Origin of the sequence: Streptomyces lasiicapitis, from assembly GCF_014646335.1 — a bacterium.
Taxonomy (GTDB): domain Bacteria; phylum Actinomycetota; class Actinomycetes; order Streptomycetales; family Streptomycetaceae; genus Streptomyces; species Streptomyces lasiicapitis.
This window is the reverse complement of sequence record NZ_BMNG01000015.1, coordinates 96308-117604: the sequence shown is the minus strand read 5'-3', so window position 1 is coordinate 117604 and position 21297 is coordinate 96308. Positions and strand designations below refer to the sequence as shown.

The following is a 21297-nucleotide window of genomic DNA, read 5'->3' as shown; positions in this document are numbered from 1 at the left end:
ACTCCCAGCTGCGCGTGTGCGTCGTACGAGGCCCAGTGCGCCAGGCCGAGTCCGCTGTCGTCCGCCAACCCGGCGGGCGACAGCCTCCGCCCTCACCGGCAAGGTGGATCTTGCAGGTCAGGCCGCCCCGTGAGCGTCCCAGGCCCTCATCGGGACGGTGCTGCAGGGGCGTGTGTCTCTTCCCGGAAGCCGCGGGGGTTTCTTACGTGCTCCCGCGGGGGTTGGTCTGCGCCAGGGCTTCTCGACCACACCGCGATCCTGGAGAACTCCGCGCTGACCTGGGTGAACCCCGACCTGGAGGGCATCCAGCAGCTTCGCCTCGTCATCGAGGAGCTGTGCACCCGCGCCGCGGGCCTGCTGCGCCCCGGTGTGAACACCGACGATTCTCCTTCGACGGCCTGCGCGCCGATCGGGGCGAACCGCTTCCCGCCATTCCCCCTCCGGCTCGACCGTAGGGCAACGAAGTTGAGAGCTTGCCTGACAGGACAGTTCGCTAGGCCTTGCCCCTGCGCTCCCGACGGCGATCGATGATCTCGTGGATCTGGAAACCGGCCAGGAGGACCGCGGCACCGGCCCCGACGAAGGTCATCCACGGCCCCCACCGCTCCGGGAAGGATGTCCCGGCCGCCGTCGAGGAAGAGACGCCGTCATGGGCGGGCGCCGACGAAGCGCCGGGCGAGTTCGCGAGGCTCGGCGAGGGCGAGGACGTCGGCGACGGCGATGACGTGGGCGACGGGCTGGCTGGCGCGGACGGGGTCCCGGACGGGGCCCGGGACTGCGTCGACGTCGGCTTCGGAGGCGGCGCAGGCCGCTGCGACGCCGCCACCGGCCCCGGCCCCCGCGCCCCCTTCGCATCCTCTACGTAGTGGGGCACAGCGAAGTAGGCCCCGACCGCAAGCGCGGCGACCACGATCAAGAAGGTGGCCACTCCGGGCTCGCCATCGGCAGCCACGAAGACACCGACCCCGACGAAGAAGGCCGCCGCGGGCCACACCCCACCGAACGCCGCCTCCTGCCAGGTCAAGGACCAGTCCTGGAAGACGAACCAGCCTCCGGCGCCCAGGAGCAGCAGCACGAGGAACCCGCCGGCGGGCTGCCCCTCGTCGAACAGCGCGAACGCCCCCATGAGCATCACCCCGGCCCCCAGGCACACCACCCCGAAAACCAGCCACTCCACCCACCCCATGCGCCCTCCCCATGGGCGCGGGCCCGCCGAACCGCGAGCCGTGTCCTCCCAAGGACGCGCTTCACGGCAAAGGGGTTCCGATCCGGCCACGCTCCGCGCACGGCCCCGAGCTCGGCCACCACCCGGCAGCCCTAAGGTCCCTCTAAGGTCCCTCCGCCTCGGGCCTAAGGCCCCCACCCTCCGCCACGATCCGCAGGCCTCCCGATGTGGCGCCCCCACCTTGGTGACGACGCTGGAAGTACAGCAAGTGACCAGTTCGTCCAAGGAGACCGCCGTGTTGCACCACGAGTTCCAGACCGCTCGCCAGGCCGAGATCCTTGCCCGTGCCGCGCGGCGCCGCCTGGTACGCGAGGCCGAGAAGGCGGCAAAGGCCGCGAAAGCGGCACGTACCGCCGCCGACAGCGCCTCCGGCGCCGACAGCCGCAAGCGCTACGGCCCGGCCGCGTGACGGAGCAGGGGCGTCCCGCGGCCAAGCACCCAGCCGCGGCAGCGCCTGCCGCCGTCGAAACGGTTGTCCGTCACCTCGCGCGACATGCGATGCTCGGCACCGTGCAGAGCAGCCATATCAGCCCCGTCTTCGTGGGCCGCAGCGCCGAACTGACCGCCCTCGGCGAGGCCCTTTCCCGCGCGGACGCCGGGGAGCCCCGCGCCCTCTTCGTGGGCGGCGAGGCCGGCGTCGGCAAGACCCGGCTGATCCAGGAGTTCCTCGGCCGGGCCGCCGCGGGCGGGGCCGTCGTCGCCCTCGGCGGCTGCGTCGAGGTCGGCGCCGACGCCCTGCCGTACCACCCCGTCTCCACCGCCCTGCGCTCCCTGCGCCGCCGGCTCGGCGCGGAGCTCGACGCCGCCGTCGCCGGCCAGGAGGGCGAGCTCGCCCGGCTGCTGCCCGAACTCGGCGAGATGGACCGGGGCCACCTCGAGACCGACGGCCGTGCCCGGCTCTTCGAACTCACCGTCCGCCTCCTTGAGCGCCTCGCCGCGGACCGCACCCTCGTCCTCGTCCTGGAGGACCTGCACTGGGCCGACCGCTCCACCCGCGAGCTGCTGAGCTATCTGCTGCGCGCCCTCACCGACAGCCGCCTGCTCATCGTCGCCACCTACCGCGTCGACGACCTGCACCGCCGCCACCCGCTGCGGCCCGCCCTCGCCGAGTACGAGCGGCTGCACACCGTCACCCGCCTCGAACTGCTCCGCTTCGACCGCGCCGAGGTCCGCCGCCAGCTCGCCGCCATCCGCGGCGAGGCTCCGCCCGAGCAGGTCCTCGACCGGATCTTCGACCGCTCCGAGGGCAACGCGTTCTTCGTCGAGGAGCTGGCCTGCAGCATCCTCGAAGGCTCCCCCGGCGGCATCAGCGACTCGCTGCGCGACCTTCTGCTGGTCCGGGTCGAGGCGCTGCCGGACGAGGTGCAGCGCGTGGTGCGGATCGCCGCGGAGGGCGGCTCCGAGGTGGAGTTCCCTCTCCTTGCCACCGTCACGGGACTCGCCGAGGACGAGCTGATCGCGACCCTGCGTATGGCTGTCGCCGCCGCCGTCCTGCAGCCCTGCGCCGAGGACGAGTCCTTCCGCTTCCGGCACGCCCTGATGCGCGAGGCCGTGGCCGGCGACCTGCTGCCCAGCGAGCGCTCCCGGCTCAGCCGCCGCTACGCCGAGGCCCTGGAGTCCGACCCGTCGCTCGTACGGTCCGAGGAGCGGGCCGGACGCCTGGCCGGCTACTGGTTCGACGCCCGCGACCCCGCACGGGCGCTGCCCGCCGTGATCGCCGCGGCGGCCGCCGCCCGCGGCCGGCACGCCTTCGCCGAGCAGCACCAACTCCTTGAGCGCGCCCTGGAGTTGTGGGACGACACTCCCGAGGAGCTGCGCCGCCAAACGATGCGGCAGGGCGTCGACGACGGCCTGTGCCCGGCCATCTCCCCGGACACGGCCGGGGACTTCGTGGACCTGCTCGCCGCGATCACCGTCGCCGCGCGCCTCGCGGGAGAGCGGGAGCGGGCGCTGGCGATCTGCAAGCGGGCACTGCGCAAGCTGGAGGGTGCCCCTTCCCCGAGCTCCCGGCCTCGCCCGGGCGAGGGAGACCCCCTTCGGGCGGCCTGGTTCTGGACCGAGCGCCATCGGCTGATGCGCGCCCTCTCCCGCTCCGACGGCTGGGACGAGATCGGCCACGCCCAGGAGCTGGTGAAGGGCCTGCCGCCGTCCGTCGTACACGCCGAAGTGCTGACGAACGCGGCGTACTGGTACGCGGTGCACCAGCCGGGGCCGACGGCGCTCGAAATCGCCCAACAGGCGGTGGAGCTCTGCCGGTTGACGGGCGCCGAGACCACTGGCCTCGCCGCGCAGCACACCCTGGCCTGGCTCATCATGGACTCGGGCGACCTGGAGGCGGGGCTCGAGCTGGCCCGCGACGTGTGCGCCCGGGAGCTGGCGCCGGGCAACACGGACGTCGTGCTGCGCGGCTACGGCAACCTGTCCACGGCGCTGCACGGCATCGGTCGCTTCGCGGAAGCCGTCGAGGTCGCCGAGGAGGGCACCGCCCTGGCCGAGCGGCACGGGCTGCCGGACATCGCCTCGTTCGTCGACGGCAACCTCGCCGAGTCCCTCGCCCAGCTCGGCCGGTGGGCCGATGCCGACGCGGTGCTCGACCGGGCCCTGGGCCGCCGCGGGGTGAGCGCCCGCACCCGGGGGCAGGTCGCCGAGCAACGGGCCGAACTGGCCCTGGTCCGGGGCGTGTACGACGAGACCCGGCGTTTCCTGGCGGAGTCCGCCGGCTGGCCCACCGGCCCCTACCCGGAGCCGCAGCACACCCTCACCGTGGCCAAGTTCGCCATCGCCCTTGCGGCCGCCGACGGCCGGATCCTCGACGTACGCTCCCTCCTTGAGGCGGAGGTCGGCGAGGGCATCCCGTCCGGCCACCAGCGCTATGGCTGGCCGCTGTTGTACGAGGCCGCGGCGGCGGAGGCGCGGGCCCGTGGGCTCGCGGTGTCCGAGGTGGGGCGGGAGGCGGCGGTGGAGCGGATCCGTAAGGGGATGGCGGGCCAGCCCCAGTCCGCACCGCTGTGGGCCGCGCAGGCCCTGATGGTCGAGGCCGAGCTGCTCACCGCCGAGGGCCGGGACGCCACCGCCCGCTGGACGGAGGCCGTCACCGCCGCCGAGCAGCTGGAGGCTCCGATGCTGCTCGCCACCGCCCGGTCGCGGCTCGCGGAGGCCCTGATCGTCCAGGGCGGCGACGGGTCCCGCGAGGCGGCCGGGGAGCTGCTGCGGCAGGCCGAGGCGGTGGCGCGGGAGGTGGGAGCGGCGCCGCTGGAGACGGAGATCACCGTGCTGGCCGGCCGCGCTCGGATCCCGCTGCGGCAGGCCGACAGGGAGGCGGCTCCGCCTCCGGCGCTGGGACTGACCGTCCGGGAGCGGGACGTGCTGCGGCTCGTCGCCGCCGGGCGGAGCAACCGGCAGATCGCCGAGGAGCTGTTCATCTCGCCGAAGACGGCGAGCGTGCATGTCTCCAACATCCTGGCCAAGCTGGGCGCTTCAGGCCGAGGGGAGGCGGCGGCCATCGCGCACCGCCTTGGTGTCTTCGACGAGTGACGCTCCGCCCGGCCGCCCGTCGCCGTATTCGGCGATGACCCCTTCCGACAGCCAGCAGTGCGTCCGTCCCAGGCTCGGCCCGGGGGCGGTGGTGAGGGCTTCCAGATGCTGCCAGTAGCGGCGGATCAGAGGAACTGTGGTCTGCACGCCCGCGGCCATGAACGCGCGGAAGTCGGAGGTGTCGTCCATGTCGAGGGCTCGGGCGCAGGCACGGCAGAAGGCGTCCAGCGCCTCGCACCTGTGCGGTGCGCGCCCGGCGGCGACGGCGGGCGTGGCCCACACCGAGGCGTCGAGCAGCGCCGCGTACATCGATGCCTTGTCCGGCACGTGGGACGCGGCCCAGTAGTCCAGGAACGCGGGCTCCGCCATGAGCAAGTGCAGCTCCGCGTAGGCCAGTACGGCATCGGGTGTGGGGTCGAGCGGCAGCTCGGGAACGGCCTGTGCCATGACGGTGTCGGCCAGGCGCGGCGGCAGACTCTTGGGCAGGACGCGCTGCCACGCCCGGGTGAAGTCCGCGGTGTCCCGCGGTCGGCGCTGGACCCTGGCCAGCAGGTGCAGGCGGCGCAGTCGCTCCGGGCCGTGGCACTCCTCCAGTGCCTGCAACGCCGCCTCGCGCCACCGCAGTTCCGCCAACTGCGTCTGCGTGCTCTCCAGTTGCTCGGCAACCAGCTCACCGAGACGGGACTCCCCCGTCGCGACGTCGGTGATGGCCGCGATCGGCACGTCAAGGGCGCGCAACTGCCGTACCAACTGGAGCTGTTCCAGCGCCTGCGGCGGGTAGCGGCGATGGCCTCCCTGGCTGCGCGGGGCCGTCGGCAGCAGGCCGACGTCGGTGTAATAGCGGATGGCCTTCACCGACAACCCCGTACGCGTGGCAAGTTCCCCGATCGACCAAGTGACTTGCATCTCAGCCCCTTGAATCTCCTGTGCGGTGGAGGTCCTAGCGTACGAAGTGTCGGCCCGACGCCGCGAGGCGGCGGCCGGACGTCCGGCTCCGGTGAGCGGTTGGGGGGAGGTTCACCGGAGCCGGGCTACAGTCGCCCCACCCGCCTCACCTGCCCCTCCCGCCCGACCCGTCCAGGCACTTCGGTCGCACCCGATGGAGAATCGCCATGACGCTTCCCCCAGGCCAGCGTGGAGTCGACGGATTCCCACGCTTCGGCACCCATCTCCAGCACCCGCCTCCGCCCGTCCCCGCCGACCCGGTGATCGAGATGAGCGGAGCCCTGACCGAGGACTTCACCCTGTCCGTGGCCGGCCTCGCGAAGCTGCCGCGACAAGAGCTCAGAGCCGACTTCCACTGCGTCGCCGGATGGTCGGCCACCGATCTGCTGTGGGAAGGAGTCAAGTTCGGGGCCCTCTACCGCACACAGGTCGAACCGCTGCTCGCGCCGGGCACGTCCATCAGCCACGTCGTCTTCGAAGGTCTCGACGGCCACCGGTCGATCGTGCTGCTCGAGGACGCCTTGGCCGACGACGTACTCATCGCCGACCGTCTCGACGGGCGCCCGCTCGACGGCGACCACGGCGCTCCGGTGCGGCTCGTCAGCCCCAGTCAGTACGGCTTCGTCAGTACGAAGCACCTCTGCCGCGTCGAATTCCACACGTCCCAGCCCCCGGATCCGGATCGGTGGTCGCCCATCGCGGCACATCGCAGGGCGAGGGTCTGGCAGGAGGAACGGCACCGGCGTCTTTCCGGCCGTGTGGTGCGGCCGGTCTATCGGACGCTGATCGGGCCGATCCGCGCACTGAGCGCGCGGGGCAGCCGCACAGGGCCGGGAGGCGGCCGCACGGGGCCGGGGTGATGCCGCTCGCCCCGGGAACTTTTTGTTCCCGCACCTCAGCGGAGCTGCTTAGATCCTGCTCTCGAAGTCGGGCGTGAGCTTGTGGCAAGATCACGGGATGCTGCGACTCACCGATTTCATTATCGACTGCCCGGACACGATGAAGCTGGCGGCTTTCTACTCCGAGGTGACGGGCCGTCCGGTCAAGGAAGGCAGCTCCGAGGACTGGGCCGGCATCCAGTTCGGCGAGATCGAGCTGGCATTCATCCGGGTGGACGACTACCGCGCTCCGCAGTGGCCCGACAGCGAGCACCCCAAGCAGTTCCACCTCGACTTCGAAGTGGACGAGATCGAGCCCGAGCAGCGCCGCGTCCTCGACCTCGGCGCGACGCTGAGGCAGGACTTCATCGGCCCCAACGGCTACGGCTGGCGGATCTACACCGACCCGATCGGCCACCCCTTCTGCCTGTGCCGCAACAAGGGCGTCATCTGGACCGACCAGGGCCCGACTTGGCCCGAGCGCGACTGAGAGGTCGTCTCACGTGACCCCATGGCAAGCTCATGCCGCATGATCGATGATTTCGCGAAGGACAACCTGCACGGGAGACTGCGGCGGGACCGCGAGGCGCTGCTCTGGAAACTCGACGGCTTGTCCGAGTACGACGCCCGCCGGCCTTTGACCGCGACCGGGACCAACCTCCTCGGCCTGGTCAAACACGTGGCCACCGTCGAGGCCAGGTACTTCGGCGAGGTCTTCGACCGCCCTTCCCCGGAACCGCTGTGCCGGTGGCAGGACTACGACGGCAGCGATCAGTGGGCGACCGAGGACGAGACCCGCGAAGAGATCATCGGGTTCTATCGGCGCACGTGGGAACACTCGGACGCGACGATCGACGAGCTTCCCCTCGACGCCCCCGGCCACGTGCCGTGGTGGCCGGAGCCTTCTCCCAACACGAACCTGTTCGCCATCATGGTCCATGTCCTCGGCGAGTCCATCCGGCATGCCGGGCACGCCGACATCCTGCGCGAGAGCGTCGACGGCCGGACCGGGGTGCGCCCCGATAACGAGCAGCAGATCGACGAGGAAGCCCGTGCGGCCTACTGCGCGAAGATCGAGCAGGCCGCCAGGTCGGCCGCACCGGTCAAGGCTTAGAGGGGCCTAGAGGTCGCTGGTCGTCCGCAAGGTGGTGGGACCGCTCCGTGTGACGAGCGGGCCGTGTTCACGACAGTGGTGTGCGCGCTGACCGGCGGCTGTGCCTGGCGGCATCTGCCACCGACGTTCGGCACGCCGCCCGTCACCGCGCATCGCCGCTTCACGGGCTCAGACGTCTGCGTTCAGCACCCCCATCAGACGCGTGGCGGTTGTGGCCATGGCCTGGCGGCCCACGGTCAGGTAGCTGCGGGTATCCACTGCCTTGGGGTGGTCGGCGAGGTAGGCGCGGATCGCGTTGGTCATGGCGATGTTCAGGGCCGTGCCGATGTTGACCTTGGCGATGCCGCCCGAGACCGCGCGGGCCAGCTCGTCGTCCGGGACGCCGGAGGAGCCGTGCAGGACCAGGGGCACCCGCAGCGCCTCGTCGAGCCGGGTGAGCAGGGCGTGGTCCAGGGCGGCCGTGCGTGAGGTCATGGCGTGCGAGCTGCCGATGGCGACGGCGAGCGCGTCGATGCCGGTCTCGGCGGTGAACTGGCAGGCCTCCTCGGGACCGGTGCGCGCGCCGGGAGCGTGCGCGTCCAGCGGCGGCTTGCCGTCCTTCCCGCCGACCTGCCCCAACTCCGCCTCCACCCAAAGGCCTTGGCTGTGCGCCCAGTCGGCGGCGGCGCGGGTCGCGGTCAGGTTCCGGTGGTAGGGCAGATGGGACGCGTCGTACATCACGGAGCTGAAACCGGCGTCGGCGGCCTGCCGCAGCAGCGCGTCCTGTTTGACGTGATCGAGGTGCAGGGCGACCGGCACCTTCGCGGCCTCGGCGAGGGCGAGCGCGGCGCGGGCGAGCGGCAGGATGCGCCCGTAGCGGTAGGTGACCGCGTTCTCGCTGATCTGGAGCACCACCGGGGACTCGGCGGCCTCGGCGCCTGCGACGACGGCCTCGGCGTGTTCGAGGGTGATGATGTTGAAGGCCGCGACGGCGCGGCGCTTGGCGGCGGCCTCGGCGACGAGGGTGCCGGTCTGTGCCAGCGGCATCAGGTCTCCTCCCGTCCCGGTCAGCGGGCGTCGAGGACGACGGATCGGCGCAGATGGCGCGGCTGGTCCGGGTCGAGGCCGCGGAAGGCGGCGACCGCGACGGCCAGGCGCTGGGCGCGCACGAGTTCGGCCAGGGGGTCGAGGGTGCCCTCGATCCACCGCGCGCCCGTCGCCTCGACCTCCTCGGCGAGCCCCGCCGGTGCCGTGCCGAGCATCCAGGTCGCGGTGGTGTCGGTGGAGATGCTGATGGGGCCGTGGCGGTACTCCATGGCCGGGTACGCCTCGGTCCAGGACAACGACGCCTCACGCATCTTCAGCGCGGCCTCCTGGGCGAGGCCGTTGGTCCAGCCCTGGCCGAGGAAGGTGAACTGGGAGCACTCCACGAGCCCTTCGGGCAGCGGCTCGGCGAGCGCGGTGCGGGCGTCGGCGACGGCCTGTTCGGTGTGCAGGCCGAGATGGGTGCGGAGCAGGGTCAGGGCGCTGGTGGCGAAGCGGGTCTGGACGACGGACTGCTCGTCGGCGAAGTCGAGGACCACGAGGTCGTCCGCCGCGCTCATCACCGGGGTGGCGGGGTCGGCGGTGATCGCGGTGTTGGGGACGCTGCCGCGCAGCCGCGCCAGCAGGTCGAGCACCTCGGTCGTGGTGCCGGAGCGGGTCAGGGCGATGACCCGGTCGTACGAGCGTGCCGCGGGGAACTCGGAGGCAGCGAAGGCGTCGGTCTCCCCCAGGCCGGCGCCCTCGCGGAGCGCGGCGACGGCCTGCGCCATGAAGAAGGACGTACCGCAGCCCACCACGGCGACCCGCTCGCCGGGCGCGGACAGCACGTCCTTGTACCGCGCCGCCAGTTCGGCGGTACGTGCCCAGCACTCGGGCTGGCTCATCAGTTCGTTCTCGGCATGGCTCATGGCCGGCTTCCACCCTGCGAGTCTGGCGCCCCATGACGCCCCGATGCTTGTTTCTGCAATCTATAGCCATGTTTCAAGCACAATCAAGCATTCACTCGTGGGTTAAGGTCATCACGGACAGTGAACAGACCGTGCGTGGGAACTGAGTGGAGGGTGCGGATGTCGCGCGATGCCCGCTGGCAGGCGCTCCTTGAACTGCTCGTCGACCGGGGCCGCCTGGACGTCGAGGAGGCGGCGACGGAGCTCGGCGTCTCGGCCGCGACCATCCGCCGGGACTTCGACCAGCTCGCCGAGCAGCAGATGCTCGTACGCACCCGGGGCGGCGCGGTCGTCCACGGCGTCTCGTACGAGCTGCCGCTGCGCTACAAGAGCGCCCGGCAGGCCTCGGAGAAGCAGCGGATCGCGAAGGCGGTGGCCGATGCGATCGCCCCGGGCGAGGCAGTCGGCCTCACCGGCGGGACGACGACCACAGAGGTCGCGCGAGCACTCGCCGTTCGGCCCGAACTGGCCTCCGGATCACCGGCGTTGACCATCGTGACCAATGCGCTCAACATCGCCAACGAGCTGGCCGTGCGACCACAGTTCAAGATCGTGGTGACCGGCGGGGTGGCCCGCCCCCAGTCGTACGAACTCACGGGCCCGCTCGCCGGCGGCGTACTCAGCCAGATCACGATGGACGTCGCGGTGCTCGGTGTCGGCGCCTTCGACGTCGTACACGGAGCGACCGCGCACGACGAGGACGAGGCGGCGATCAACCGGCTGCTGTGCGAGAGCGCGACACGGGTCGTGGTCGCGGCCGACGCGACAAAACTGGGCCGCCGCGCGTTCGCACGCATCTGCGAGACGGAACGGGTGGACACGCTGGTGACCGACACGGCTGTCTCCGAGGAGACGGCCGCGCGGTTCCGTGACGCGGGGGTGTCGGTAGTTACGGCGTAACTTGAAGCGTCGGCTCGTCACGGGTTCGGCGGCCGCCTTTGCTGCCCGCGCTTCCAGTCTCGACGGCTTCGGCTCCGCCAGCGGCGGGCAGACAGCAGTGGTGACCGCAGGTTGAGCCCGCCGACGGCGCATGCCAGGCTCATGCCCCGTGATCGAGGCCAGGTACTTCGGTGAGGTCTTCGACCGGCCGTTCCCTGAGCCTCTGCCCCGGTGGGACGACGCCGGGGAACACGGTGCCGACATGTGGGCGACCGAGCACGAGACGCGCGGCGAGATCGTCGACCGTTACCGTCGCGTCTGGGAGCACTCAGACGCGACGATCACCGCCCTCGCCATCGACTCCCCCGGCCACGTGCCCTGGTGGCCACGCCCTCACGTGAAGCTGTTCAACATCCTGGTCCATATGCTCACCGAGACGAGCCGGCACGCAGGCCACGCCGACATCCTGCGCGAACAACTCGACGAGTCGACAGGCACAACAGCCCAGTACGCGACTTCACAGCGCGACGCGACCTTCCGGGAAGCCCAGTGCGCGAAGATCGAGCGAGCCGCCAAAGCAGTGTCACAAAACCCGATGACGCTGGTTCCTACGGCACCACGCTTTGACGGTCAGTGAGCATTTTCAGCGTGGCCATAGATCGGGTGACGGTGGCAGGGTGCCCCGGCGGCTTCTGCTGCGGCCTTCAGCAGGCGGGCGGCCCAGTTCCGTAAAGCCAGCAGGTCCAGGCCAGGTGCCGGGTGGCTGGTGTCGCGCACCAGCGGGAGCAGCCGCGCTACCGGCAGCGCGTCCATCCCGGCCGCGGCGTGCCAAGTCAACTGGACACTTCCTCCCGTCGTCGGTCCTCGCCGGCCGTGGCGGGGATGGCGTTGTCGATGAGCAGCGCGAGCTGTTCGCCGAGCTGTCCAGGCTCGGCGGCGCCGGCTTCGCGGGCGGTGTCGGCGAGCCGCGCGGCGACGGCCTTCTTGTAGTCGCGTGCGTACTGGGATGCGGGGTGCTCGGGGTCGTGGAGTTCGACGGCGCCCTCAGCATCACCGAACTTCCCGTCTGAGCAAACGGTTGACGGATCACCGCCACGACACCCTCGCCCGCATCGAGGAACATCCATGTGAGATCGGCGAGTTCAAGGACCAGGCACGCATTCCGTTGAGCCAACCGCCCCCGAAGACCGTCGACATCCTCGTTCCTGCCATCGCGACTCAGGCGCCCGCCACGGCTATGGCCCGCCAGGCGCACGCGGGCACTTGGAAATAATGCGTTGGACCAGGTCCGGCTTCCATTCCACGTATTCCACTTCCGGCCCTCCGACATGACGTGCGTACAGATAGCGGCCTGTGGGAGCCGGCGTGGCAGCCTCGGTGATCACTGCTCCGGCGGCAATCAGGGTCGCTGTCAGATCATCCAGGTCGGTGACGACGACCGTCGCGGAGCCATGCATGTGCTTCGCGCGTTCCTCTGGAGGGCCGGCGAACAGCAAGAAGTCACCTATGCCCACCAATTGCACCTCGCCGTCCATGAAACGAAAGTCGGGCTCCTCGGAACCGGTCAGCTGCTGGAGCAGGGGAAGGGGCTGCTCGACGCTGTCCGCATAGAGGCGGGCGTATGTCTTGAGAATGCTCATTGTGTTCCCTGTAAGGCGGGCCGAACAGGAACCCGCCTCCTCCTTCTGGCTTCCTGGAACCGTAAATTGCCGTTACGCAACGCACAAGAAGGCACTTTTGGGTGCGAAAGGAACCGGGAGGAAACCGTAGGACCCATTTGCGGAGCACCGGCCTCGGGAGGGTGCGTGGGACGATCGGGAGACAGGCCGCGAGGAGAGGATTTCCATGGGGGACGAGGGTCGGCTGCATGTCAGTGCGGAACTGGCGGGGATGCTGGAGCGGATCGACGCGCTCGGGGGGACGCTCGATGAACGGGCCGACGCTGCCGACGAGTTGGGGAGGCTGCCGGAGGACACGGCGCAGGCACTGCTGGACACGGGGATCGTGCGGGCCGAGCTCCCGCTGAGCCTCGGTGGATACGAGTTCGCGCCGCGGCAGCTGATCGAGACGGCGGAGCGGGTGAGCTACCACGACGCCTCGGCCGCGTGGACCATGTTCGCGCTGCAGATGATGACCGGGACCACCGCCGCGTACCTCGCCGGGGATGCGGCGGCCGAACTGTTCCCCGACGTACCGAACGGGAAGTACGCGCTGCTCTCCGGGCACGGCACACGCCCCGGCCGGGCCGTCCCCGTGGAGGGCGGCTACCGCGTCAGCGGCCAGTGGCAGTTCGCCTCCGGGATGGCGCACGCCACCCACATCCACAGCGCGATCCAGGTCGAGGGCAGCGGTGAGCTGCGAGTCCTGGCGATGCCGAAGTCGCAGGTGACCATGGACGGCAACTGGGACGTGCTCGGGCTGCGCGCGACACACAGCGTCGACTACCACTGCACCGATGTGTACGTACCGCACGAGTACACCTACGTCGCGACCACGGACACCCCGGTCAACGGCGGCGCCCTCTACCGCCTCGGCCTGGTCAACCTGTCAGCGATCGAGCACACCGGCTGGGCCCTCGGTGTCGGCCGGCGGCTCCTGGACGAGCTGAAGCGGGTCGCCGCGGCGCGGAGCGGTTCGCGGGGCGCCGCGGTCGACACCTCCCAGTTCCACGCCGAGTACGCGACGGCGGAGGCCAGGCTCCGGGCAGCCCGGGCCTGGGCGAACGAGGTCTGGCAGGACGTCGAACAGACCCTGGACCAGGGCGAGTTGCCGAGCACGGAGCAGGACACTCTGATCCGTCTCGTCCTGAACCACACGACCTCGACCGCGTACGAGGTGGGCGGCATCGTGCACCGCTGGGCCGGCTCGGCGGCGATCCGCCGCGGCCCCATCGACCGCTTCCTGCGCGACCTCGGGACGGGCACACAGCACATCACGTCGAGCCCGGTCGTGCTCCAGAACTGCGGCAAGTGGCTGAGCGGCGCCCAGCCGGACGCCCGGTGGAGCTTCCTCGACCTGACCTGACCATCCCCACTGCCCGGTCAGGACTGCCCGGTCAGGAAGTCGCCTCCAGGTGAGGCTCGGCTCAGGCGGTCCGTCTCGCCTTGGCGAGGTTGGCGATGAGTTCGTCGCGGGACTGGTGCTCGTGTGCGTTCCACGCGGGTTGGCCGGGACCGCTGCGCCATGACTCGCTGAGCGGGCTGTTGTCGACGGTGTCGAACCCGAACTGGTCGTACAGGCGCGTCACGAGCTCCACGGCTTCGGGGAAGTCGCTGGAGGCCGACAGCGCGAGTCGGCGGGGCGTGCCCGCCACTCGGCCCGCCGTGGTGATGCGGGGGTCCGGATATGGGTGAAGGCCTTGACGACTTTGGATCGCGGCAGGTGCTCCTTGCGGAGCTCGGCGACCGGTCTTCGCGCGACCCGTCGGCCAGCTCGGGCCCTCCGGCTCGCCTGCTGGAACCAGCTCGGACCGGCAGGCCGTCGTCGTCGTCGAGGTCAGATGTGGTTCATGCCGCCGTCGACGTACAAGCTCGAACCGGTGATGAAGCTGCTCTGCCCGGAGGCGAGGAAGGCCACGGCGGCGGCGATCTCCTCCGGGTGCGCGAGTCGGCCCAGCGGGACTTGCGCCGCCAGGTGCTGCCGCAGGCCGACGGCCTGCTCCGGATCGGGAGCCAGTCCCGACAGGCCAGGGGTGTCGGTCGGGCCGGGCGTGACGGCGTTGACGCGGATCCCGCGGCCCTTGAGTTCATTGGCCCAGGTCCGGGCGAAGGACCGCGTGGCGGCCTTGGAAGCCGCGTACACGCCGAACGCCTCCGCGCCGACGTCCACGTTGGTGGAGCCGTTCAGGATCACCGATGCCCCGTCGTTGAGCAGAGGCAGCGCCTTCTGGACGGTGAACAGGGTGCCCCGGACGTTGATCCCGAAGAGCGTGTCGAAGTGCTCCTCCGTGATCTGCTCCAACGGAAAGAACGCGGCGACGGAGGCGTTGGCGAACAGGACGTCCAGACCCTGACCACGGTCCCGGACCGCCTCGTAGAGCCGGTCCAGATCGGCCAGGTCGGCGATGTCGCCGATCACGGCGGTCGCCGAGCCGATCGTTTCGACCGCCGCGTCGAGTTCCGTCTTGCGCCGGCCGGTGATGAAGACATGCGCACCCTCGAGTTCCGCATCGATCACACCGACGAAGCACTTGAGCGCGCCATGCTGGTCTTCTGGGAGCACGGCTACGAGGGCGCCAGCCTGGCCACCCTCACGGAAGCCATGGGCATCTCCACCACCAGCATGTACGCGGCCTTCGGCAACAAGGAGGAGCTCTTCCGCAAAGCCCTGGAGCGCTACACCGAAGGCCCGAGCGCGTACCTGGACCGCGCCCTGAGAGAACCGACCGCGCTGGGCACCGCCACCGCGATCCTGGCCGGCACCATCCGGACCACCACGAGCCCGGCCCGCCCCCAAGGCTGCATGGGAGTCCAGAGCGCCCTGGCCGTCGGCGACTCCGGACAGGCGGTCCGTGACCTCCTCGCCGCCTGGCGGAACAACGGCTGCTGCCGCCTACGGCAGCGGTTCCAGGAAGCCGTCGACGACGGCGACCTGCCCCCGCAGGCAGATCCAGCGCTCCTGGCCCGCTACGTCACCACCCTGGCCTTCGGCATCGCCGTCCAAGCCGCGAGCGACGTCAGCCGCACGGAGCTCCAGGCGACGGCTGACGCCGCGCTGCGCAACTGGCCGCCCTGCTGAGAACCGCTGGACATCGCTGGACATCAGGGACGGAACACCCCCACAGCCAACGTCTCGGGGTTCGGTCGGCAGGCTGGACTGTGCCGCTGGCGAAGACCCCTGTCAGCCAAAGGGGTTGGCCGAAAACAGTCGCTAGACGTGTCACTCCTGCTCACAACGCCCCGGAGAGGACTGCTCTTTGGCCGGCAGCCACGACTTTGCCTTATGCGGACTTTAGGCGTGCCTAAAGGTGGCATGCTTCAGTGGAGAGAATCCGGTCGAGCACCAAGATCGCTGGGGGTAGCGATGGGATGGCTGGCAGGCCTCACAGGAGGGCGCTCCGACGACTTAACGGGAGCGCAGCTCGCCCGCGATGTATCGGTGATGGTGGCAGGCCTGCTGGCCGCGAAGGGCATACCCCGAACGCAGCTTGCCGAGCGCATGGGCGTATCGCCCGGCAGAGTCAGCCAGATCCTCTCGGGTGATGAGAACCTCACGCTGCATTCGCTGGCGAACATAGCCGGGGCTCTGGACAGGAGCGTGGTGATCAGTTTCTGTGAGCCACCCCCGGCCGAGCAGCCGGTCGCCCGGGGGCCGGCAAGAACCGAGGACGGACCGGTCCGCCCCTACGCACCGGTGGAGTGAGAACTCCGGTTCGGTGCGCCTACGGCCCGAGGCGAGGCCTCAGCTACCCGCACGGTCACATGTCATCCCGTGCTGCGTCCTGTCATGCGCCAGCCTGGACTTGCGCTCCGTGATCCCGCGATCCGTTGATCGCTTGCCGTTCCTGTAGGCAATGCTGAGAAGAATGCAGCACCGCTGCTCCGCCTCACCGCGGGCGTAAAGGCACTTGCGCTGCGTCTCGGTCAAGGTGTCGCTGTGCGTGTATCTGCTCTGCTTCTCTATGGCTTGCTCCTGGGCCGCCCATTCCTGGACAGCGTCCTGGGCCTCCTTGTGCCGGGCATTGATCTCTTTCCGTAGCCGTTCGCGCCGCTGCACAGGCCTGCCCGGTACGTCCACTCGCAGCAGGAGTTGGTAGCGGACGCCGTCCACGAAGCGTTGCAGCTCGAAGCTCTCACAGAACCCCTGCGCCAGTCCTTCGCACCAAATGGCCTCGTCGTACTTCAACTGCTCGGCCAGTCGCTCCAGTAGTACCGAGTCGTACAAGGTCAGCAGCTTCACGAGCGGAGCAGTCTGCATCTGCTTTTCCTGCTCCTTGCCGACCGAGGAGACCAGAGCCCAGCCGACGACGGCGCCCACCAGAGCCGGTGGGATGTGCGAGGCATACGGCGTGAGCCAAAAGCTGGCCATGCCCGCGAGCCATGCCGTCCACGCCACGAACACCACGGCACAGCGCCGTGACGTCCATGTCGCGAGCAGTCGGCCTTCCCCCCAGAAACGAACCAGCAGTGCTACCCATGTGACGCCCGCACAGACGACAACCGGTAGCCACCATTCCTTACCTGTCACCATGCCCCCCTTGGCACTGGTGCGTGTGACGCAGGCAGATGAGAGTCGGCCAACATCACGACCAGATCGCCTAGTTGACGCGTAGCCCCCGCTACGGTCGTAGGAGGATGCTCCCACCAGGTCAGCTCGCCCGTAATGGAAACGGAAGCTCAATCGACAGCCATAGGCGACATCACGCCAAAACTGGTCGAAGCATGTGAGGGCCCGTGCGACAATCTGGTGCTGCCCTCTACGGGCCCGGTAACTGGAGGCTCAATGGAGCGCATCTTTCCCGGGCAGCTAGGAGGTGTTGGGGCGGGAAACGTGCGGGGTTTGCTACTTCTGCCCGGTCGTGGCCTGACAGGTCAGGTCCTTGGCGGGGAGCCTGCCCGTGGTCAGGTAGACCGTTGCGGCCTTGTCCGCGCAGGGGTTGCCGTCGGGCGCGTAGAGGACACCGTGTCCCTCGCCGCCGGCGACGGTGAGCATCCGGGAGCCGAGCAGGGCCCGGTGCATGGCCCGGCCCGCGAAGAGGGGCGTCTGGGAGTCCCACTCGTTCTGCGTGATCAGCGCACCGACCTTGTTGTCGATCCTGGTCTGCGGCTCGCTGCCCCGCTCCCAGAAGGCACAGGGTGTGATGGCGGCCGCGAAGTCGCCGTACAGCGGATACCGGGCCTTGTCGCGGATCGCCTCGCGGCGGTAGCGCTCGGGGTCGTGCGACCAGGTGCGGGTGTCGGCGCACATGAAGGACCAGGCGATGGAGGTGAAGTTGTCATCGGGCTCCTGGGCCCGACCGGGCGTGCCGGACGGAGCCGGGTTCCTGCCCTCGGCCGCGTCCTTCAGCCCGGCGATGCGTTCGGCGGCTTTCCGTACGTGGAAGAACGTGCTGTTGTCGGCACGGATGTCGTCGCCGGTGAGGGCCTGCCCCTCGAAAGGGATGGGCTTGCGGTTCGCCCGCGCGATCAGATCCCAGTAGGTCTTGCGGACCTTGGCAGGGGTGTCGCCAAGGCCGTAGGCCGGGTGCCGACGGGCCGTCCACGCGGTCCAGCGGGTGAAGGCCTGTTCGGCGGCCTTCGCCATGTCTTGGAACATGCCCCGGTAGATCCGCGTGGGGTCGGTCGCACTGTCCAGTACGATCCGGTCGGCCCGCTGGGGGAACAGCTGCATGTAGACCGCGCCGAGGTAGGTGCCGTAGGAGGCCCCCAGATAGGAGATCCTCTTCTCGCCCAGCACGGCGCGGATGACGTCCATGTCGCGAGCGGCGTTGCGGGTGGTGACATGCGGCAGCTTGTCACCGGCCCTGGCCCGGCACTTCCCGGCGACCGTACGTACCCGGTCCCTGTCCTTCGCGAAGGTCTCGGGCTTGTACGGGCTGTCCCTCTGTTCGTCCGCGGTAAGACCGCAGCTGACGGGGGTGCTCCGCCCGATGCCCCGCAGGTCGAAGCCGATGAGGTCGTAGCGCCGCTTCACTTCCGCGGGGAACTTCATGAGCGGGTCGACGGGCAGACGCAGTCCCGGTGCGCCGGGGCCGCCCGGGTTGAGCAGCAGAACGCCGCGACGTTCCTTCGTGCTGCCCGCCTTCAGCCGGGACATCGCGAGGCCGATCGTCTTGCCGCCGGGGTCGCGGTAGTCCAGCGGCACCTTGAGCGTCGTGCACTGAAAGGTGTCGGGGCCCTTCGCGTCGCAGCGTTTCCACTGGAGCTTCTGCTGCGTGTACTGCCGCAAGGGCTCCTTGACGGCCGAGGCGTCGGATGCCTTGGACGGGGCGGAGAGTGTTTCGGGCGCCAGCGCCGCGAGGGAAGCCGCCGCGAGGCCGACGGTGAGCAGGGTGGCTATACGGGTGTTTCTGTTTCGCACGGTGATGCTCGTCCTTGTCGAGTAGGTCGAGGAGGTCAAGAAGAATGAGGAGTTCGAGGAGAGTGGGCAGCCGGTTCACCGGTGAGGGAACGGGAAGACGCTTCAGTTCAGGTGCTGGCGGACGCACTGCGTGTACTGGTGGAAGCTGTCGGGCTGGTAGCACTCCTGCGTCTTGTTCGCGTACCAGGCCATGACGACGGCGACCAGCCCGGACACCACGATCGCGAGGGACGACGTCACCACGGCGGTGACGGCCTTGCCCCGGCCCACGCCGGTCCGCTTGGCCGTCATCAGCGCGGCGATGCCCAGGATCAGGCCGATCACGGCGAGCGGGCCGCCGATGAAGACGACCGAGGTGCACAGGCCGACGATGCCGAGTGTCATGGCGGCCGTGGCCAGGCTGTTCCTCGGCGCTGTCAGGCCCGGCGCCGTTCCGTTCGGCACCCTTCCGTTCGGCGCCATTCCGTTCAGTGCCATTCCGTTCGGTGCCGTCCGAGTCCGTACGGCCTGGTCCTGAGCGGACACCGGGTGGTTCCGTGGCGTCTCGATTCCCTGGGCGTTCATCAGCCCGTCCTTTCGTCCCGTCAACTGGTGAGACCCCGATTCTGGATTTCAGGGCCCACGGACACATCGCGGGAAGGCGGGAGAATTCCCTCCCCCGATCGAGGGAGGCCGCCGGTCAGCCGTCCGGTCATACTTGCCTGGCCATGTTCAGAGGAATCCGGCCGCTGCTGCGCGGCTCCACGTATTCGGGTGCGCTCTTCGCCTATTGCGGCGCGCTGGCGAGCCTTCCCTTGCTGCCTTTCGCCGCACTGCCGGCGATGGCGTTGCCATCCGCACCCGTGGGAGTGCAGTTCGCTCTCACCGTGCTGGTCTGGTCCGTACTGATCGGTGTGATCGGGCTGGCTCGGACCACGCGGCGGGTGCTGATCGCTTGCGCCCGGCGGATGCTGGGGGTGCCGTTGCCGGACCCCGAGGGCGAGCGTCGGCGAGCGGGCTCGCCCGGTGACGGGGCGGCTTCTTCCACCGCGTCGGGCGCCGATCGCCTGCGGACCCCGCTCTGGCTCCTTTCGCACGTGGTGCTGGGGTGGGCGGGGGCGCAGCTGAGCATCCTGCTGTTCGTCGCGAGCCTGCTCCTTCCCGGCGGTTGGGCCGGCGCGGAGGCCGGGGTGAGTGTGAACGGCTGGTCGCTGCGGGCGGAGAGCGGCTGGCAGAGCTGGGCGACGGCGCTCTGCTGTCTGCTGCTCGCGGCGGCTCTGTGCCCGGCGGTGACGTACGCCCTGCGGTGGCTGGCGCCCAGGCTCCTCGGCCCGTCCTCGGCCGAGCGGCTCGCGCTGGCGGCCGAGCGGGAACGGGCCCTTGCCGAACGCAACCGGCTGGCCCACGAGTTGCACGACTCGATCGGGCACACCCTGACGGCCGCCACGATCCAGGCAGCGGCGGCGGGCGAGGTGCTCTCCGCCGACCCGGTGGCGGCGCGCGCCGCCCTGCGCAGCATCGAGGAGTCGACCCGGGCCGCCCTCGAGGACCTGGACTATGTGCTGGGCATGCTGCGCGAGGAGAAGGCAGGGACGGCGCCGACCCGCACCCTGGCGGACCTACCCGAGCTGCTCGACCGGCTGCGGCACGCGGGCGCGGTGGTGGAGCCGGAGCTGTCGGGCGACTACGCGCAGGTGCAGGGGACGCTCTCCCGGGCGGCGTACCGGATCCTGCAGGAGGGGCTGACGAACGCGCTGCGGCACGGAGCGGGCGGTCCGATCCGGGTCAAGGTGGCGGCCACGCCGGACTCGCTGGAGCTCGAGGTGGTCAACCGGACCGGAGCCGGGAGCGGAATGAGCCCGGCTGCCTTCCCGACGTCCGGGCACGGCCTGCCCGGCCTCTTTGAGCGCGCGCGGCTCCTGCACGGCGAGATCGAGGCCGGTCCGGATGGTCCGGAGCACTGGCGGCTCGCGGTCCGGCTACCAGTACGCTTGTCCGCATGATCGGCTCACAAGCGAGCGCAGCGGTCGCGACCGGCCCCGACGCGAGCGCAGCCGTCACGGCTGACACCGCCGACGCCTCCCGCCGCACCACACTCCTGATCGCGGACGACGACGAGGTGACCCGCAGCGGTCTGCGCACGCTGCTCGCCATGCAGCCCGGAATCGACGTCGTCGGGGAGGCCGCCGACGGCGTCGAAGCGGTCGAGCGGGCACGGGAGTTGCGGCCGGACGTGGTCCTGATGGACGTACGGATGCCGCGCCGCAACGGCATCGAGGCCACCCGGCAGCTCCTCGCCGGGCCGGCCGACCCGCCGAAAGTCGTGGTGATCACCACCTTCGAGAACGACGACTACGTCACCGCCGCACTCAGCGCCGGGGCCAGCGGCTTCGTGCTCAAGCGCCTCCCCGTCCCCAAGATCGCGGAGGCGGTGCGGGTGGTCGCGGCGGGCGAGGCGATCCTCTTCCCGGCGGTGCTACGCCAGATGGTCACCGCCCGCCCACGAGGCTCCGCCGAGGCGCTGCCGCAGGCGGCGCTGACGGGCCGGGAGGAGGAGGTGCTGCGCCTGATGGCCACCGGCCGGTCCAACCCGGACATCGCGGAGTCGTGCGGGGTGAGCCTGGAGACGGTGAAGACGCACGTCGGGAACGTGCTGACCAAGCTCGGTGCGCAGAACCGGACCCACGCGGTGGTGATCGCGTACGAAAGTGGCCTGGTCGTGCCCAGGGTCACGGGCTGACGCGACATCCAGCG

General features: G+C 70.3%; 23 protein-coding genes and 1 pseudogene. 12 read left to right on the top strand and 12 right to left on the bottom strand.

The features are described 5' to 3' along the window. Positions 1–69 precede the first annotated feature (69 nt). Together IEY91_RS30810 and IEY91_RS30805 are read right to left on the bottom strand one after the other, a co-directional pair. Positions 70–216, bottom strand: a pseudogene (locus tag IEY91_RS30810) (IS5/IS1182 family transposase); the annotation flags it as partial. A 277-nt stretch (positions 217–493) separates the two neighbouring features. Beyond that, positions 494–1186, bottom strand: coding sequence for a hypothetical protein (locus IEY91_RS30805; RefSeq protein ID WP_189176470.1), 693 nt, complete (start codon positions 1184–1186; stop codon positions 494–496). A 274-nt stretch (positions 1187–1460) separates the two neighbouring features. On the opposite strand from IEY91_RS30805, the gene IEY91_RS30800 reads away from it, so the two are divergent. Both IEY91_RS30800 and IEY91_RS30795 read left to right on the top strand, forming a co-directional pair. Beyond that, complete coding sequence (locus IEY91_RS30800; RefSeq protein WP_189176469.1) at positions 1461–1634, top strand: hypothetical protein; 174 nt, start codon at positions 1461–1463, stop codon at positions 1632–1634. A gap of 101 nt (positions 1635–1735) precedes the next feature. Beyond that, positions 1736–4759 (top strand): helix-turn-helix transcriptional regulator, encoded by a 3024-nt coding sequence (locus IEY91_RS30795; protein ID WP_306309928.1) that lies wholly within the window; start codon positions 1736–1738, stop codon positions 4757–4759. Here IEY91_RS30795 and IEY91_RS30790 read toward each other — a convergent pair. After that, positions 4703–5665 carry a helix-turn-helix domain-containing protein gene (locus IEY91_RS30790; protein ID WP_189176467.1) on the bottom strand — a complete coding sequence of 321 codons (963 nt, stop codon included), beginning with the start codon at positions 5663–5665 and terminating at the stop codon, positions 4703–4705. The genes IEY91_RS30795 and IEY91_RS30790 overlap by 57 nt on opposite strands. Positions 5666–5871: 206 nt before the next feature. Between IEY91_RS30790 and IEY91_RS30785 the strand changes: the two genes are divergently transcribed. From IEY91_RS30785 to IEY91_RS30775, 3 genes are all read left to right on the top strand, one after another. Next, a complete protein-coding gene (locus IEY91_RS30785) occupies positions 5872–6564 on the top strand; it encodes a molybdopterin-dependent oxidoreductase (protein ID WP_189176466.1) in 693 nt (230 codons plus the stop codon). 97 nt (positions 6565–6661) lie between these two features. After that, complete coding sequence (locus IEY91_RS30780; RefSeq protein WP_189176465.1) at positions 6662–7072, top strand: VOC family protein; 411 nt, start codon at positions 6662–6664, stop codon at positions 7070–7072. 39 nt (positions 7073–7111) lie between these two features. Beyond that, complete coding sequence (locus IEY91_RS30775; RefSeq protein ID WP_189176464.1) at positions 7112–7696, top strand: DinB family protein; 585 nt, start codon at positions 7112–7114, stop codon at positions 7694–7696. Between the two features lie 168 nt (positions 7697–7864). On the opposite strand, the gene IEY91_RS30765 is transcribed toward IEY91_RS30775, so the two are convergent. Further along, complete coding sequence (locus IEY91_RS30765) at positions 7865–8722, bottom strand: class II fructose-bisphosphate aldolase (RefSeq protein WP_189176463.1); 858 nt, start codon at positions 8720–8722, stop codon at positions 7865–7867. Between the two features lie 20 nt (positions 8723–8742). After that, the gene (locus tag IEY91_RS30760; RefSeq protein ID WP_189176462.1) at positions 8743–9627 is read right to left on the bottom strand and encodes an SIS domain-containing protein; all 885 of its coding nucleotides are present in this window, start codon (positions 9625–9627) and stop codon (positions 8743–8745) included. A 159-nt stretch (positions 9628–9786) separates the two neighbouring features. Here IEY91_RS30760 and IEY91_RS30755 point away from each other — a divergent pair, with 159 nt between their 5' ends. Both IEY91_RS30755 and IEY91_RS30750 read left to right on the top strand, forming a co-directional pair. Beyond that, positions 9787–10566 carry a DeoR/GlpR family DNA-binding transcription regulator gene (locus IEY91_RS30755; RefSeq protein WP_164327389.1) on the top strand — a complete coding sequence of 260 codons (780 nt, stop codon included), beginning with the start codon at positions 9787–9789 and terminating at the stop codon, positions 10564–10566. Positions 10567–10714: 148 nt separating this feature from the next. Then, positions 10715–11182: a mycothiol transferase gene (locus tag IEY91_RS30750; protein WP_373288054.1), complete on the top strand. Its 468-nt coding sequence runs from the start codon at positions 10715–10717 to the stop codon at positions 11180–11182. Positions 11183–11378: 196 nt separating this feature from the next. Here IEY91_RS30750 and IEY91_RS30745 read toward each other — a convergent pair whose 3' ends face one another. After that, complete coding sequence (locus IEY91_RS30745; RefSeq protein WP_229697323.1) at positions 11379–11672, bottom strand: hypothetical protein; 294 nt, start codon at positions 11670–11672, stop codon at positions 11379–11381. Positions 11673–11780: 108 nt separating this feature from the next. Then, on the bottom strand, positions 11781–12185 hold the full coding sequence (locus IEY91_RS30740) for a VOC family protein (protein ID WP_189176460.1): 405 nt from the start codon (positions 12183–12185) through the stop codon (positions 11781–11783). 205 nt (positions 12186–12390) lie between these two features. On the opposite strand from IEY91_RS30740, the gene IEY91_RS30735 reads away from it, so the two are divergent. Beyond that, positions 12391–13569: an acyl-CoA dehydrogenase family protein gene (locus IEY91_RS30735; RefSeq protein WP_189176459.1), complete on the top strand. Its 1179-nt coding sequence runs from the start codon at positions 12391–12393 to the stop codon at positions 13567–13569. A 61-nt stretch (positions 13570–13630) separates the two neighbouring features. Here the strand turns inward: IEY91_RS30735 and IEY91_RS30730 are convergent, their stop codons facing one another. Further along, a complete protein-coding gene (locus IEY91_RS30730) occupies positions 13631–13858 on the bottom strand; it encodes an NAD(P)-binding domain-containing protein (RefSeq protein WP_229697322.1) in 228 nt (75 codons plus the stop codon). A gap of 182 nt (positions 13859–14040) precedes the next feature. Further along, complete coding sequence (locus IEY91_RS30725) at positions 14041–14721, bottom strand: SDR family oxidoreductase (RefSeq protein WP_229697321.1); 681 nt, start codon at positions 14719–14721, stop codon at positions 14041–14043. Here IEY91_RS30725 and IEY91_RS30720 point away from each other — a divergent pair. After that, entirely contained in the window at positions 14692–15282 is a 591-nt protein-coding gene (locus IEY91_RS30720; RefSeq protein ID WP_189176457.1) for a TetR/AcrR family transcriptional regulator, read from the top strand. The genes IEY91_RS30725 and IEY91_RS30720 overlap by 30 nt on opposite strands. A 285-nt stretch (positions 15283–15567) precedes the next feature. Continuing rightward, the gene (locus tag IEY91_RS30715) at positions 15568–15906 is read left to right on the top strand and encodes a helix-turn-helix domain-containing protein (RefSeq protein ID WP_189176456.1); all 339 of its coding nucleotides are present in this window, start codon (positions 15568–15570) and stop codon (positions 15904–15906) included. Between the two features lie 39 nt (positions 15907–15945). On the opposite strand, the gene IEY91_RS30710 is transcribed toward IEY91_RS30715, so the two are convergent. From IEY91_RS30710 to IEY91_RS30700, 3 genes are all read right to left on the bottom strand, one after another. Then, the gene (locus tag IEY91_RS30710) at positions 15946–16734 is read right to left on the bottom strand and encodes a hypothetical protein (protein ID WP_164327381.1); all 789 of its coding nucleotides are present in this window, start codon (positions 16732–16734) and stop codon (positions 15946–15948) included. Between the two features lie 312 nt (positions 16735–17046). Further along, positions 17047–18564: an alpha/beta hydrolase gene (locus IEY91_RS30705; RefSeq protein ID WP_229697320.1), complete on the bottom strand. Its 1518-nt coding sequence runs from the start codon at positions 18562–18564 to the stop codon at positions 17047–17049. 102 nt (positions 18565–18666) lie between these two features. Next, positions 18667–18948, bottom strand: a complete 282-nt coding sequence (locus IEY91_RS30700) for a DUF4190 domain-containing protein (protein ID WP_189176611.1) — start codon at positions 18946–18948, stop codon at positions 18667–18669. Positions 18949–19271: 323 nt separating this feature from the next. Here IEY91_RS30700 and IEY91_RS30695 point away from each other — a divergent pair, with 323 nt between their 5' ends. Continuing rightward, entirely contained in the window at positions 19272–20546 is a 1275-nt protein-coding gene (locus tag IEY91_RS30695; protein ID WP_189176455.1) for a sensor histidine kinase, read from the top strand. Continuing rightward, positions 20543–21283 carry a response regulator transcription factor gene (locus IEY91_RS30690; RefSeq protein ID WP_189176454.1) on the top strand — a complete coding sequence of 247 codons (741 nt, stop codon included), beginning with the start codon at positions 20543–20545 and terminating at the stop codon, positions 21281–21283. The genes IEY91_RS30695 and IEY91_RS30690 overlap by 4 nt, the downstream gene beginning before the upstream one ends. Positions 21284–21297: the final 14 nt, after the last annotated feature.

Coding starts and splice junctions, on each gene's coding strand:
- IEY91_RS30805 (WP_189176470.1), bottom strand. CDS start 1,186: ATGGGGTGGGTGGAGTGGCTGGTTTTCGGGGTGGTGTGCCTGGGGGCC.
- IEY91_RS30790 (WP_189176467.1), bottom strand. CDS start 5,665: ATGCAAGTCACTTGGTCGATCGGGGAACTTGCCACGCGTACGGGGTTG.
- IEY91_RS30785 (WP_189176466.1), top strand. CDS start 5,872: ATGACGCTTCCCCCAGGCCAGCGTGGAGTCGACGGATTCCCACGCTTC.
- IEY91_RS30780 (WP_189176465.1), top strand. CDS start 6,662: ATGCTGCGACTCACCGATTTCATTATCGACTGCCCGGACACGATGAAG.
- IEY91_RS30775 (WP_189176464.1), top strand. CDS start 7,112: ATGATCGATGATTTCGCGAAGGACAACCTGCACGGGAGACTGCGGCGG.
- IEY91_RS30765 (WP_189176463.1), bottom strand. CDS start 8,722: ATGCCGCTGGCACAGACCGGCACCCTCGTCGCCGAGGCCGCCGCCAAG.
- IEY91_RS30760 (WP_189176462.1), bottom strand. CDS start 9,627: ATGAGCCATGCCGAGAACGAACTGATGAGCCAGCCCGAGTGCTGGGCA.
- IEY91_RS30755 (WP_164327389.1), top strand. CDS start 9,787: ATGTCGCGCGATGCCCGCTGGCAGGCGCTCCTTGAACTGCTCGTCGAC.
- IEY91_RS30745 (WP_229697323.1), bottom strand. CDS start 11,672: ATGGATGTTCCTCGATGCGGGCGAGGGTGTCGTGGCGGTGATCCGTCA.
- IEY91_RS30740 (WP_189176460.1), bottom strand. CDS start 12,185: ATGAGCATTCTCAAGACATACGCCCGCCTCTATGCGGACAGCGTCGAG.
- IEY91_RS30735 (WP_189176459.1), top strand. CDS start 12,391: ATGGGGGACGAGGGTCGGCTGCATGTCAGTGCGGAACTGGCGGGGATG.
- IEY91_RS30720 (WP_189176457.1), top strand. CDS start 14,692: ATGCGCACCCTCGAGTTCCGCATCGATCACACCGACGAAGCACTTGAG.
- IEY91_RS30715 (WP_189176456.1), top strand. CDS start 15,568: ATGGGATGGCTGGCAGGCCTCACAGGAGGGCGCTCCGACGACTTAACG.
- IEY91_RS30710 (WP_164327381.1), bottom strand. CDS start 16,734: ATGGTGACAGGTAAGGAATGGTGGCTACCGGTTGTCGTCTGTGCGGGC.
- IEY91_RS30700 (WP_189176611.1), bottom strand. CDS start 18,948: ATGACACTCGGCATCGTCGGCCTGTGCACCTCGGTCGTCTTCATCGGC.
- IEY91_RS30695 (WP_189176455.1), top strand. CDS start 19,272: ATGTTCAGAGGAATCCGGCCGCTGCTGCGCGGCTCCACGTATTCGGGT.
- IEY91_RS30690 (WP_189176454.1), top strand. CDS start 20,543: ATGATCGGCTCACAAGCGAGCGCAGCGGTCGCGACCGGCCCCGACGCG.